The organism is Borrelia hispanica CRI (assembly GCF_000500065.1).
Lineage (GTDB): Bacteria > Spirochaetota > Spirochaetia > Borreliales > Borreliaceae > Borrelia > Borrelia hispanica.
The window spans coordinates 283,523-296,464 of record NZ_AYOU01000121.1 but is presented as its reverse complement, the minus strand read 5'-3'; the positions used below and the strand labels follow the sequence as shown (position 1 = coordinate 296,464).

The window sequence follows — 12,942 nt, the reverse complement described above, 5'->3', positions numbered from 1 at the left end:
AAAGTATCATTTTCATTTCACTTTATATAAACAAAGAAAACCAAATAAAACACCTAAGATTAAACAATTGAAATAATATTAAAATAAAGGTAAACTATATTGCCATACAAAGGAACAAAATCATGAAAAAACTGATAATGTTAATTATATTAAATTTAAGCTCATTTGCACAAGAAAATCAAATTAAAAATTTTTCTAATCAAAATAATGCTGACAAACAAATAAATGAACAAACAAAAATAAAAAATATTTCTGAAATACAACCTGCTAATTCACAAATATTAACAGGAATTGGAATAGTAGCAGGACTTACTGATAAAGGAGATTCAATTAAAGAAAAAGAAATTTTAAATCAAATTTTAAACAAAATTGGTATTAACGAAATAGATCTAACCAAAACAGGAATCAAAAACATCGCATTAGTCAGTGTAGCAATCAAAATAAATGGAAATATGATTAAAGGTGCAAATCATAATGTTTACATAGCATCTATGCTAGATTCAAAAGATTTAACAAACGGCATACTTTTAAAAACAGAATTTAAAGACAAACAAGGAAAGTTATTAGCAACTGCATCAGGACCAATAATAATCAATGATAAATCAAAAGGTACAGGGTACATATTAAATGGAGCAACAATACATGAGAATCAGACCTATACAACTTACAATATAATTTTAAAAAATAAAGATTATTCTCTAATAAATTTAATAAGTCAAAATCTAACAAAAAATAACATAAAAAACAATATAAAATCAGGAAATATTATAGAAATTGAAGTTGATGACATTGGACTACTAAGTAAAATTGAGAAAATAGAAATAGAAACTATGCCTAAAGTTTTAATCAATGAACAAAATAAAATAATTATGGCAAGCACAAATGCAGAAATAGGACCCCTCGTATTCTCAATTGAAAAAAATGAAGAAGACTTATTTAGTAACAAAACAAATAAAAAGATAAAAATAGAAATACAAAAGATGAAATTAAATGAATTTATATCAAATAATTCAACTAAGTTTAATAACAAAGAATTAATACAAATAATTAAAAGAGCAAATAAAATTTATAAACTATACGGAGAATTAATTTTAGAGGAATAAATATGATAAATAAAATCAATTCACAATATATAAAGACACAAAATCAAATAAAAATATTAAAAGAAAAAGTAGAGGAAATAAATCAAAACAAAAATGACAATAAACTTTATGAAGCTGCTCTAGAATTTGAAGCAATATTTGTAAATCAAATGCTCAAGAGTATGAAAAATTCTTTAAATAAAGAAAATAATTTAATTAATGGAGGACAAACAGAAGAAATTTTTGAAGACATGATTTATTCAGAAAGAGCAAAACAAATAGCCAAATCCAAAAGTTTTAGACTTGCTGATGTAATCTACAATCAAATTAAAACAACAAATAATCTTAGAAAATAATTAATATTTAATAAAAATATCAATTATTTTCTAAGTTGGCATGATTTTTGCATCACATCAAAAAGGGAGAAGGATGTTGATACACAAAATTTAAAAGATGGGAGAAGTAGTGTGAATATATTTAGCAATGAAGATTTAAATATATATCTAAAATCTGTAAGAGAACATAGACTTATAACTCACGAAGAAGAAATCGAACTTGCAAAACAGATAAAACTAGGAAGTCTAAAAGCAAAAAACCAAATGATAAATGCCAACTTACGTTTAGTTCTCAAGATAATTAAAAGATATGCGGGCAAAGGATTAAAAATAGAAGATCTAATCCAAGAAGGAAATTTAGGTTTAATTAGAGCTGCAGAAAAATATGATCCAAGTAAAAACACCAAATTTTCAACTTATGCTTCATTTTGGATTAAACAATCTCTTCAAAGAGCATTAAATACAAAAACAAGACTCGTAAAGGTGCCATACAGAAAAGAAAATTTAATACTTCAAATAAATAAATATCTAATGGAAGAAGAAAAATCACCCAAAAAAGAAGACATAATGGAAAGATTTAACTTGACAACTGCTCAATATGTAAAGATTATTCCTTATCTTGAAAAAGAATATTCTCTTGATAAAAAGATTGAAGGCTCAGAAAACTCCACGCTACTAAATCTTTATGAAGATAATTCTTTTAATCCTGAGAGTACTCTTGAACAAAATTCAACATTAAAGCATCTAAACTACATACTAGAAACCAAACTAAATGAAAAAGAAAGATATATAATCAAGAAAAGATACAATTTGGACAATAGTGATAAAAAAAGCACATTAAAAGATATTTCTACGGAACTTGGAATATCTTCAGAAACTGTAAGACAGATCGAAAAAAGAGTACTAAAAAAACTCAGAGAAGAACTTTATCAATAAATATTGACTTAGTCACATATTTATATATAATAAGAATTTCTGAGAATGAATATTCAAACTATTTATGTTTTTATTAAAAAACATAAGTTAAAAATTAAAGTATTGTTTATCATAATTACATCTTTTGCGTCAATAAGTATATTGTTTTCTAGTTTTGCATATCTAAAATCCAATAACAATAACATTAATTTAAAGTTAAAAGATAAATTGGCAAAACTTAAAAGACAAAATTTAACAAAAACAAAACAAAAATTAAAACTCAACAATTCAAAACCAGAATTTTATCTTATAATTGATGACGTTGGATATGACGAATTTATGTTAGACGAATTTATAAAAATTAATCTAAACATTAATTTTTCAATTATTCCCTTTTTACCAAAATCAATGGAATTTTATAACAAGCTACAAAATAAAAACAAAATTATAATGATTCATTTCCCAATGCAATCAAAGCATAAAAATTCAATAGAAAAATTTCATATCAATATAAATGATGATGAAATTACTATACGAACAAAAATTGAAACAACATTCAATGCATATCCAAATGCAAAGATAATGAATAATCATATGGGAAGTCTCATTACCTCAAATGAAAATATTATGAAAATCATGTTAATAAAACTTAAAGAAAAAAATAAATATTTCTTTGACAGTCTCACTACTAAAGACAGCATATCTGTACAAACTGGTAAAAACATTGGGATTTTAGTAGAACAAAGAGATATATTCCTTGATAATAGAGATAATGAAAAATCTGTAATTAAAGCACTTGAGCGAGCAAAACAAATAGCTAGAACAAAAGGAATTGTCAAGGTAATAGGACATATTTGGTCGAAAAACACCCTTAAAATACTTCAACAAGAATCAGAAGAGTTAAAGAAAGAATTTGTATTTAAAAATTTAATAAACCTTTATCAAAGAGAGGAAAACAATGAAGGTACTTGGAATAGAAAGCTCATGTGATGATTGTTGTGCAGCTATAGTAGAAAATGGCAAAACAATTTTAAGCAACATTAAACTTAGTCAAAAAGAACACAAAAAATATTACGGAATAGTACCAGAAATTGCCTCAAGACTACATACAGAATTCATTATGTATGTTTGCCAACAAGCCATAACAAGTGCTCAAATAAATATATCTGAAATAGATTTAATAGCAGTTACATCTAAACCTGGGCTTATTGGCTCTTTAATTGTTGGTGTAAACTTTGCCAAAGGACTATCCATTGCCTTAAAAAAACCTCTAATTTGTATTGATCATATTTTAGGACATCTTTATGCACCTTTGCTAAATCACACAATAGAATATCCATTTCTATCATTAGTATTAAGTGGAGGGCATACAATACTTGCCAAACAAAATAATTTTGATGATATTGCAATACTTGGAAGGACACTTGATGATGCTTGTGGAGAAGCATTTGACAAAATAGCAAAACATTATAACATGGGATTTCCTGGTGGCCCAAATATAGAAAAATTGGCTATAGACGGCAACCAATATGCATTTAATTTTCCAATTACAATTTTTGACAAAAAAGAAAATAGATACGACTTCTCATATTCGGGACTCAAAACAGCATGCATACATCAACTTGAAAAATTTAAAAATGACAATGCCAAAACAACAAATAACAATATTGCTGCCAGTTTTCAAAGAGCAGCTTTTGAAAATTTAATAATTCCAATAAAAAGAGCAATAAAGGATACTAACATAAAAAAATTAATAATATCTGGAGGAGTCGCAAGCAATCTTTATTTAAGAGAAAAAATTAAAAACCTTGAAATAGAAACATACTATCCCCCAATTGACCTTTGTACAGACAACGGAGCAATGATTGCAGGAATTGGATATCTTATGTATTTAAAATATGGAGCAAGTCCCATTGAAACTAATGCAAACTCCAGAATAGAAAATTATAAATATAAAAAAGGAGTAAAATTATGAAACGCGTATTAGCCATGCATGATATTTCAACCATAGGTAAAGCATCACTTACAATATGCATACCAGTAATATCATCATTTAATATTCAAGTTTGTCCACTAGTAACTTCTGTTCTCTCTGCAACAACAAATTACAAAGAATTCGAAATAATAGATTTAACAAATAAATTAACAAAGTTTATATTATCCTGGAAAAATCAAAATGAAAATTTTGATATATTTTATAGTGGATTTCTTGGAAACAACAAACAACATAAAATAATAGAACAAACTCTCAAACTATTTGAATTTGAAAAAATAATAATCGATCCTGTTTTTGCAGACAATAACATGCTCTATCCTACTTTTGATTACAAAATAGTAAGTGGTTTTAGAGAAATAATAAAACATGCAGATATAATAACACCAAATATTACAGAGCTAAAAATGTTAGCAAAAACTGAAAAAATTAGAAATAAAGATGAAATAATAAAAGCAACATCAAAGCTTGAAATAAAAGGAACAATTATAGTTACAAGCATAGAAAAAGACAATTTCATAGGAACTGCTGCTTACAATACAAAAACAAAGGAATATTCAGAATTTTTTTTAGAAAAATTAGAACAAAATTTTAGTGGAACAGGAGACCTATTTACAAGCTTGCTAATAGGATATCTTGAAACATATGAAATAGAATATGCATTAAAACAAGCAACTAAAGTTACTCATTCAATAATAAAACATTCTACTCTAAACAATAATTCGAAAAAAAAAGACATTCAAATTGAATTTTTTTTAAAAAACAGTTTTTAACATATTGCAATAATAAAAACTATTTATTTTAGTATAATAAATGATCGATTCTCTAAAATAAAAGATACAATATTTGCATTAAAATATGTTATTAAATTAAAATAAAAAATGTAGGGATTTAAACAATAGATGCAAGAGTATATAAACACTAAGAAAAGGATTTTTTTTACAGGAGGGGGCACAGGAGGACATATCTTTCCAGGAATAGCAATAATTTCCAAATTAAAAGAATACGATACAAATATTGAATTTTTTTGGCTGGGGAAAAAAAATTCAATAGAAGAAAAACTTATTCAAGAATACGAATACATCAAATTTATTGCAATTCCATCAGGGAAACTCAGAAGATATTTCTCTTTACAAAATTTCACTGATTTTTTCAAAGTAATATTTGGAATAATAAAAAGCTTTCTCATCATACAAAAATATAAACCACAAATCATATATGCAACTGGTGGTTTTGTATCAAGTCCTCCTATTATTGCAGCAAGCTTACTTGGAGTAAAAAGTATAACTCACGAAATGGATCTTGATCCTGGACTTGCAACAAAAATTAACTCAAAATTTGCACACAAAATACATATAAGCTTTCAAGAAAGCACAAAATATTTTAAAAATAAAAATGTCTTATATACAGGATCACCAATAAGAAAAGAATTTCTAAATCCAAAATCAGATATAATCAAGAATTTAACTCAAAATACACAAAAACCCATAATTAGCATAATTGGGGGTTCCCTTGGAGCAGAAATTTTAAACAAATTAGTTATAAATATAAAAAACAAGATTGATGTCTATTTTATTCACCAATGTGGCAAAAATGTAGATCCAACTAGAGAAGACAATTATCTAAGAAGACAATTTTTTAATGCAGAAGAAATGGCAAGTATAATAAAATTTTCAGATATAATAATAAGCAGAGCCGGAGCTGGGGCCATTAAGGAATTTGCAAATGCTGGTGCATGCGCAATACTTGTTCCATTTATAAAGGGCTCACGAGGAGATCAAGTTAAAAATGCAAATTTATTAGTAAATCAAAATGCATGTTTAAAAATAGATGAGGATGACTTAAATGAAATTAAAATCATAAACTTGATAAAAGAAATTTTAGATAATAAAGAAAAATTTAATATAATAAAACAGAATATAAAAAAATTTCACAATCAAGATTCATCAAATATAATAGCCAATCTATTATTAAAGGAATTTGAGGACATAAATGCTAAACAATCCTTTTAAAATAACAGGCATAGTTGACATATTAATAATAATAATTTTTACATCATTAGGACTCAGAGGATTTTTACGAGGTTTTATTAAAGAAATTACTGGATTTGTCGAAATTTTTACTTTAATATTTTTACTTTACAATAAAACTAATGATTTCAAGATATTAATATCGCCAATCCTTGATTTATCATATGTTCAAGCACTATTAGTATTTTTCCTAGTAATACACATAGGATTTTTGATTTTACAAGCATTAATTGAATCAATAATAAGTCATCTTAAATTACTATTTTTCAACAGAATACTTGGTCTTGTACTTGGTTTACTTGAAGCTTTTGGAATAATAGCAATTGTAGTATATATAATTCATGCTCAACAAATATTTAATCCTAGCTATTTCTTAGAAGGAAGTAACTTTCTTGAATATCTCAATCCTGGAATAAATTACCTATTTAAAATATCAAAAACATAGCAAAGAGAAGTAAAAATATGAAAATATTACCTGAAATAGCTAAAACAATAATTAATGAATACAAAAAAGAAAATTTACCAAATGCAATGCTTTTTTGGGGAGAAAGATTTTCTTTTAAAAAGACAACTGCAATTGCACTCGCAAAAGAAATTCTAAACATAAAAAATTTAACAAATCCTAATTTAATTATTCTCTCAGATCTTAATATAGTGGAAGCAAAAGCTTATCTCAGCTCAACATCAAACGAAGTTATAAATCGATATCTAGAATATGTTAAAAATATTATCTTTGCAAAATACAACTTTAGTAGTGACAAAAATTTAAAAAAAATAGAAACAAATATCAATTTTATTAATAATGTCTACTATAACAATCAATACAATGACACAACAAAAAAAGAACTTATTAATAAAATTGAAGAAATAATTAAAGAGATAAATTTTAACATTACAATTAAGGATGTTAGAACAATTAAACATTGGGTATTATCTGAAAAAAACAAGATAAAGGTAATTTACATTAATAAAATTGAAAACCTTAATTTTAATGTCTATAATGCATTATTAAAAATACTAGAAGAACCACCTTCAAAGATCTATTTCATTTTAACTACAAGAAATAAAAACAAAATTCCAAAAACAATTTTATCAAGACTTAGAATATACACATTCAAAAAAGAAAACAGAGAATTTGAAATTAATCTCTTTCAGGAAACTTTTAAAAAAAATGACAAGCTTACAATAGAAGAATACTTTAAATCATTTAATAGCGAAGAACACACAAAATTACAAGAAGAAGTTAAAAAAATTTTAAATATCATACAAGAAAAACAAAGTATATTTAATCTAAGTTCAATTAATTTCATAAAAGACGACAACATATTCGGTCTCTTTTTAGAAGAACTTATAAGCCAACTTAGAAATGAATTTTTAAACCAAAATTTAGATATAAACACATACTTACAAAGATTAGAATATTTAAAATACATACTGAAATATAATCCTTACAATCAAAATAAAAAATTAATAATCGAAAATCTAATGTTACATTATGAGGATTAATGAGCAAATTTTTAAAAAAAACATTGACTAAATTAAATAAATTATCAAGTGACCAAAAACTTAAATTCATACAAGATATTTATAAAAAAATAGAAATATATGATGGTATTTTTGCATCTATTAATGAAGGAATTATGGTACTTGATAAAATCAACAACATAATTTATCTAAACAAAATGTTATTTCAAATTCTATCTATAAGCCCCAAATATAAATTAGAAACTCTTAAAGATATTTCAATTCCAACACTAACAAATCTCATAGAAGAACTAGCAACAAATGAAGATAAAATAATAGGATTTGAAGTACAAATTTCAACAAATATATATATCAAAATATCATTTATGCCATATGTAAGAGATCAAAAACTTGAAGGCAATATCATTTTAATTGAAGATATTAAAGATAAAAAACATAAAGAAGAACTCTTTAGAAGAGCTGAAGCTTTAGCTGCATTTACAAGACATGCAAGAAACATAGCACATGAAATCAAAAATCCTCTAGGAGCAATTGATATAAATTTACAACTACTTAAAAAAGAAATAGATAGACAAAACATCGAAAGCAAAAAAGCAAATCATTACTTTAAAATAATTAAAGAAGAAATAAATAGAATGGACAAAACAGTAACAGATTTTTTATTAACAGTAAGACCAATAAAAATAATGCCACAAAAAAGAGATATCTCAGACATTATAAAAAGTGTATATAATCTATTAAATCCAGAATTAAAAAACAAAAATATTAAATTTATACTCGGTTTAAAAAAAGTAAGCTTTGTATTAATTGATGAAAAACTTATAAGACAAGTAATTATTAACATAGTCAAAAATGCAGAAGAAGCATTACTTGAATCAAATAAAAAAATAAAAAAAATAGAAATATTTACTCATGAAAATGAAGATAACATTTATATTTCTATTAAAGATAATGCTAATGGAATAAAAAACGAAACAAAAGACGATATATTTAAACCCCAATTCAGTACAAAAGAAAATGGAAGTGGTATAGGACTCACCATTTCCTATAAAATAGTTAAAGAACATGGTGGTGAAATTTTTGTAGAAAGTAAAGAAATGAAAGGAACATCTTTTACAATAACACTTCCAAAACTAAATAAGGGCAAAATTTTAATTGAAGGATGTTTAGAAAATGAGTAAATTATTAGTAGCAGATGATGAAAAAAACATACGAGAAGGAATAGCAACTTATCTTGAAGAAGAGGGTTACTTTGTATTTACTGCTAGTGATGGCGAAGAAGCGCTTGAAACAATTCAAAATGAAAAAATCGATGCTATAATCTCTGATCTTAGAATGCCTCAAATATCAGGAGAAGAATTATTAAAAATTGTAAAAGACAGAAATCCAAATATACCTTTTATCATTCTTACAGCACATGGCACTGTAGATTCAGCTGTTGATGCTATGCGAGAAGGTGCTTATGACTTTTTAACAAAACCTGTTGACCTTGAAAGATTATTATTAATCATCAAGCGAGCTCTAAAAAAAAAGAATGATAAAAAACAACAAAACATATTACAAAAAAACGTAATTATACGAAAAAATTTAAGCTATTATGAAGAAATATTTGGAAAATCACTTATAATGCAAAAAATCTTAGAACTTGTAAAAAAAATTGCAAAATCAAAAGCATCTGTTCTAATAACTGGAGAAAGCGGTGTTGGAAAAGAAGTAATAGCAGATGCAATATTTGATTTATCAAATAGAAACGACAAACCTTTTATTAAAGTCAATTGTGCCGCACTATCTGAAAGCATACTTGAGAGCGAACTTTTTGGACATGAAAAAGGAGCATTCACAGGTGCAATTTCTCAAAAAAAAGGTAGATTTGAACTAGCAGATAAAGGAACCATATTTTTAGACGAAATAGTAGAAGTATCACCTGAAGTACAAGTAAAATTACTAAGAGTACTGCAAAATAAAACATTTGAACGAGTAGGCGGAGAGACCACTATGCAAGTTGACATTAGGTTACTAACAGCAACAAATAAAAATATTGAAGAAGAAATTCAAAAAGGAAAATTTAGAGAAGATTTATTTTATAGACTTAATATAATAAATATAAATATTCCACCATTAAGAGAAAGAAAAGATGACATTCCAAATTTAACAAAAATATTAATTAAAGATGTTGCAAGTGAAAATAATAAAGAAGAAAAAAGTATTTCCAATGATGCACTAAAAGCTCTTTATGCATATGATTGGCCAGGAAATATTAGAGAATTAAAAAATGTACTTGAGAGTGCATTAATCTTATCTAAAGGGAAACAAATTGTTAAAGATGACCTACCTCCTAAAATCAAAAATAACACAAATCAAACATTCAATATAACACTACCAATAGGAATAAGCTTAAAAGAAGCAGAAAAAGAGATCATCAAACAAACACTTCTTCATTCAAAGAATAATAAAAGTAAATGTGCTGAAATACTTAAAATTGGAAGAAAAACTTTACACAATAAAATCACAGAGTATAACATACATTAACTATTAATTAATAATCAATATAAAACAATATAGCCATTATCTGATGATGTATATTTTTTATACTAAAAAAATTCCAATAGCAACAATAATATATCAAGTCGAAACATATTAAATAAATCTTTTAAATAAAGTGTAGCAAAAAATTACACCCTTATATTTAAATTTATCTTAAAATATAACATAATAATAAACACAATTTAATAATATAATTTTGTCTATTTTAAAATTGTTATAGGATTAACAGGAGCATCTCTCTTTAATATTTCAAAATGTAAATGAGGCCCTGTAGATCTACCAGTTTGTCCTACTTTACCAATAATATCTCCTGTTCTTAAAATATCCCCCCTTTTGACAAAATAAGAATTAAGATGTCCATAAAGAGATTTAACATTATTTTTATGTTCAACAACAACAAAATTACCATAAACATTATTAAACCCAACTAAACCTACAACACCATAAGCTGAACAAAAAACCAAAGTGTTAATTGGAGCTGCAAGATCTATACCTGTATGAAAATTGTTAACACCAGTAAAAGGATCTGGTCTAAAGCCAAAATCAGAACTTATAATAAATTTCTTCAAAGGAAAAATAAAATCAGAATTTAAAAAGAAAAGCATTTCTGTAGTTGAAAAAAAACTTAATTTTGGCTGTTCAATCGAATCAAAAAAATAAAAATCATAAATCTTATTATTTCTCTTAATTTTTATTTTTTCTGCTTTTTTTAAATCCCTTGTTGCTAAGAGTAAATTATTAAATCTATATTCCTTACTATTAAGGATAAAAAGACCTTTCTTACTGGGGAATAAAATTTCTTGTCCTACCTTTAAAACAGGAGAATCTAACATGTTAATTGTAGCAATACTAGCTTGCCAACCATTTAATTTATTTGCAATCCTAAAAAAAGTATCACCTTCCCTTACTCGATATAAATAAATAAACAAAGGAACATTTTCTCTTTTATTATATTTAACAATTTTTCTTCTCAGATCATAAAAAACAGGATCTTTATTTGAAAAACTTTGTATCTCAGGATAAGAATATATGTAATTAAATTGTGCAAAAAAGAATAGAATTGCAAATAAAAGAATACATTTACTCATAATAGCTAAACCCCAATTAATATAATAAAACTTTAAAAAAAAAGAAATAATAAATAAACTTGTAAATAAATAAAAACTATATTACACTAGTCTTAATTATGGAATTAAATGAATATCAAACAAAAGCTAAGCAAACTGCAAAATATAAAAACAAAAAAGAAGAATTGATTTTAACCACACTTGGACTTGCTGGAGAAACAGGAGAGGTGGTAGAAAAAATAAAAAAATTAGGTCGAGATAGAGAATATATCCTTGATGAAGAATATTTATTAGCAATAAAGAAAGAACTTGGTGACGTATTGTGGTATATTTCAAATTTAAGTAATAACCTTGGCATAACACTTGAAGATGTTGCAATAACCAATCTAGAAAAGTTAAAAAAAAGACATAAAAACGGTACAATTAGTGGTGAGGGTGATGAGAGATAAAAACATTAATTCTATGTAAATACATAAATTACTATGGGAATTTATATAAAAGGCCTCTTAATTGGTATCGCAAGTATAATACCAGGCATTTCAGGAGGCACGATAGCCTTAATAACAGGAATATACTATAACATCATTTATTCGTCAACAAGTCTTATAAAACTAAAAAAAGTAAAAGAAAACATAATTTTTTTAGGGAAATTATCACTTGGAATATTAACCTCAACAACAATATTTGCAAAAATACTTAAAAACTATATTTTAGACAATTCAACAAAAGAAATGTATTTAAATATATTTTTTATAGGATTAATCCTAGGAAGTATATTTACATTAAAAAAAGAAATTAATACAAATTCAACATTTAACATCAATACAAAAATTAATAAATACTTATTATTTACATCTGGCCTTTTAACTATACTATTGCTCTTAATCCTAAAGCATCATGACGTATCACTAAAACTAACAACAAATCAAGATAAAACCTCAATTCAATACTATTTATTACTTGCCTGTTCAGGAATAATAGGTGGTTCCGCAATGATATTACCAGGTATCTCAGGTTCACTCATATTATTAAGTCTTGGAACTTATAAAGAAATAATCAACATAATAGCACAAATTAAAATAATACCATGTATCATATTTAGCACTTTTACAATAATAGGAATAGGAATTACAATAATAATAATTAAAAAAACAATGGAAAAATATTTAATCGATTTTCTATATCTATCTATAGGACTAATTTCAGGAACAATTATACAAATAATATTTCTTACAACCAAACTTCAAATAAAATTTAGCCCACAAATTTATGTCTTTTCAATTATCTTATTTATTGGCGGAATTTATATAAACAACCTATTCAATAATAACAATAATCCTAAAATTTGAAATACCGAAAACCGGACTTGAACCGGTACGGAGCTTCCTCCTCAGGATTTTAAGTCCTGTGTGTCTACCACTTCCACCATTTCGGCATCGGTAGTAATAATATAACAATGCAATCATGATGTCAAGAACTAAAAATTTCAAA

The 12,942-nt window shown here is 25.5% G+C and carries 14 protein-coding genes and 1 tRNA gene; 13 read left to right on the top strand and 2 right to left on the bottom strand.

Annotation, left to right across the window (positions count from 1 at the left end):
• The first annotated feature begins 122 nt into the window (after positions 1 to 122).
• From U880_RS0104930 to U880_RS0104880, 11 genes are all read left to right on the top strand, one after another.
• On the top strand, positions 123 to 1,103 hold the full coding sequence (locus U880_RS0104930; RefSeq protein ID WP_024655020.1) for a flagellar basal body P-ring protein FlgI: 981 nt from the start codon (positions 123 to 125) through the stop codon (positions 1,101 to 1,103).
• Between the two features lie 2 nt (positions 1,104 to 1,105).
• Positions 1,106 to 1,438, top strand: coding sequence for a rod-binding protein (locus U880_RS0104925; RefSeq protein WP_024655019.1), 333 nt, complete (start codon positions 1,106 to 1,108; stop codon positions 1,436 to 1,438).
• Positions 1,439 to 1,549: 111 nt separating this feature from the next.
• On the top strand, positions 1,550 to 2,353 hold the full coding sequence (locus U880_RS0104920) for a sigma-70 family RNA polymerase sigma factor (RefSeq protein ID WP_012538507.1): 804 nt from the start codon (positions 1,550 to 1,552) through the stop codon (positions 2,351 to 2,353).
• Between the two features lie 45 nt (positions 2,354 to 2,398).
• Positions 2,399 to 3,322 (top strand): divergent polysaccharide deacetylase family protein, encoded by a 924-nt coding sequence (locus U880_RS0104915; protein WP_038359250.1) that lies wholly within the window; start codon positions 2,399 to 2,401, stop codon positions 3,320 to 3,322.
• Positions 3,291 to 4,307: a tRNA (adenosine(37)-N6)-threonylcarbamoyltransferase complex transferase subunit TsaD gene (gene tsaD / locus U880_RS0104910; protein WP_024655017.1), complete on the top strand. Its 1,017-nt coding sequence runs from the start codon at positions 3,291 to 3,293 to the stop codon at positions 4,305 to 4,307. Before U880_RS0104915 ends, tsaD begins: the two co-directional genes overlap by 32 nt.
• Complete coding sequence (locus U880_RS0104905; protein ID WP_024655016.1) at positions 4,304 to 5,098, top strand: PfkB family carbohydrate kinase; 795 nt, start codon at positions 4,304 to 4,306, stop codon at positions 5,096 to 5,098. Before tsaD ends, U880_RS0104905 begins: the two co-directional genes overlap by 4 nt.
• Before the next feature lie 141 nt (positions 5,099 to 5,239).
• A complete protein-coding gene (gene murG, locus U880_RS0104900; protein ID WP_024655015.1) occupies positions 5,240 to 6,337 on the top strand; it encodes an undecaprenyldiphospho-muramoylpentapeptide beta-N-acetylglucosaminyltransferase in 1,098 nt (365 codons plus the stop codon).
• Complete coding sequence (locus U880_RS0104895) at positions 6,318 to 6,800, top strand: CvpA family protein (protein WP_024655014.1); 483 nt, start codon at positions 6,318 to 6,320, stop codon at positions 6,798 to 6,800. The genes murG and U880_RS0104895 overlap by 20 nt, the downstream gene beginning before the upstream one ends.
• A gap of 17 nt (positions 6,801 to 6,817) precedes the next feature.
• Positions 6,818 to 7,861 (top strand): DNA polymerase III subunit gamma/tau, encoded by a 1,044-nt coding sequence (locus U880_RS0104890; RefSeq protein WP_024655013.1) that lies wholly within the window; start codon positions 6,818 to 6,820, stop codon positions 7,859 to 7,861.
• Complete coding sequence (locus tag U880_RS0104885) at positions 7,861 to 9,021, top strand: two-component system sensor histidine kinase NtrB (RefSeq protein ID WP_024655012.1); 1,161 nt, start codon at positions 7,861 to 7,863, stop codon at positions 9,019 to 9,021. The genes U880_RS0104890 and U880_RS0104885 overlap by 1 nt, the downstream gene beginning before the upstream one ends.
• Positions 9,014 to 10,369, top strand: coding sequence for a sigma-54-dependent transcriptional regulator (locus tag U880_RS0104880; protein WP_024655011.1), 1,356 nt, complete (start codon positions 9,014 to 9,016; stop codon positions 10,367 to 10,369). The genes U880_RS0104885 and U880_RS0104880 overlap by 8 nt, the downstream gene beginning before the upstream one ends.
• Before the next feature lie 215 nt (positions 10,370 to 10,584).
• Here U880_RS0104880 and U880_RS0104875 read toward each other — a convergent pair whose 3' ends face one another.
• Positions 10,585 to 11,472 carry a LysM peptidoglycan-binding domain-containing M23 family metallopeptidase gene (locus tag U880_RS0104875; RefSeq protein WP_024655010.1) on the bottom strand — a complete coding sequence of 296 codons (888 nt, stop codon included), beginning with the start codon at positions 11,470 to 11,472 and terminating at the stop codon, positions 10,585 to 10,587.
• A gap of 98 nt (positions 11,473 to 11,570) precedes the next feature.
• Between U880_RS0104875 and U880_RS0104870 the strand changes: the two genes are divergently transcribed.
• Both U880_RS0104870 and U880_RS0104865 read left to right on the top strand, forming a co-directional pair.
• The gene (locus U880_RS0104870; RefSeq protein ID WP_024655009.1) at positions 11,571 to 11,900 is read left to right on the top strand and encodes a nucleoside triphosphate pyrophosphohydrolase family protein; all 330 of its coding nucleotides are present in this window, start codon (positions 11,571 to 11,573) and stop codon (positions 11,898 to 11,900) included.
• A 33-nt stretch (positions 11,901 to 11,933) separates the two neighbouring features.
• Complete coding sequence (locus U880_RS0104865) at positions 11,934 to 12,800, top strand: undecaprenyl phosphate translocase family protein (RefSeq protein ID WP_024655008.1); 867 nt, start codon at positions 11,934 to 11,936, stop codon at positions 12,798 to 12,800.
• A gap of 2 nt (positions 12,801 to 12,802) precedes the next feature.
• Here U880_RS0104865 and U880_RS0104860 read toward each other — a convergent pair.
• A tRNA-Leu gene (locus tag U880_RS0104860) sits at positions 12,803 to 12,886 on the bottom strand.
• Positions 12,887 to 12,942 lie beyond the last annotated feature (56 nt).

Coding starts and splice junctions, on each gene's coding strand:
- U880_RS0104865 (WP_024655008.1), top strand. CDS start 11,934: ATGGGAATTTATATAAAAGGCCTCTTAATTGGTATCGCAAGTATAATA.
- U880_RS0104880 (WP_024655011.1), top strand. CDS start 9,014: ATGAGTAAATTATTAGTAGCAGATGATGAAAAAAACATACGAGAAGGA.
- U880_RS0104890 (WP_024655013.1), top strand. CDS start 6,818: ATGAAAATATTACCTGAAATAGCTAAAACAATAATTAATGAATACAAA.
- U880_RS0104885 (WP_024655012.1), top strand. CDS start 7,861: ATGAGCAAATTTTTAAAAAAAACATTGACTAAATTAAATAAATTATCA.
- U880_RS0104870 (WP_024655009.1), top strand. CDS start 11,571: ATGGAATTAAATGAATATCAAACAAAAGCTAAGCAAACTGCAAAATAT.
- U880_RS0104895 (WP_024655014.1), top strand. CDS start 6,318: ATGCTAAACAATCCTTTTAAAATAACAGGCATAGTTGACATATTAATA.
- U880_RS0104905 (WP_024655016.1), top strand. CDS start 4,304: ATGAAACGCGTATTAGCCATGCATGATATTTCAACCATAGGTAAAGCA.
- tsaD (WP_024655017.1), top strand. CDS start 3,291: ATGAAGGTACTTGGAATAGAAAGCTCATGTGATGATTGTTGTGCAGCT.
- U880_RS0104875 (WP_024655010.1), bottom strand. CDS start 11,472: ATGAGTAAATGTATTCTTTTATTTGCAATTCTATTCTTTTTTGCACAA.
- U880_RS0104915 (WP_038359250.1), top strand. CDS start 2,399: ATGAATATTCAAACTATTTATGTTTTTATTAAAAAACATAAGTTAAAA.
- U880_RS0104925 (WP_024655019.1), top strand. CDS start 1,106: ATGATAAATAAAATCAATTCACAATATATAAAGACACAAAATCAAATA.
- U880_RS0104930 (WP_024655020.1), top strand. CDS start 123: ATGAAAAAACTGATAATGTTAATTATATTAAATTTAAGCTCATTTGCA.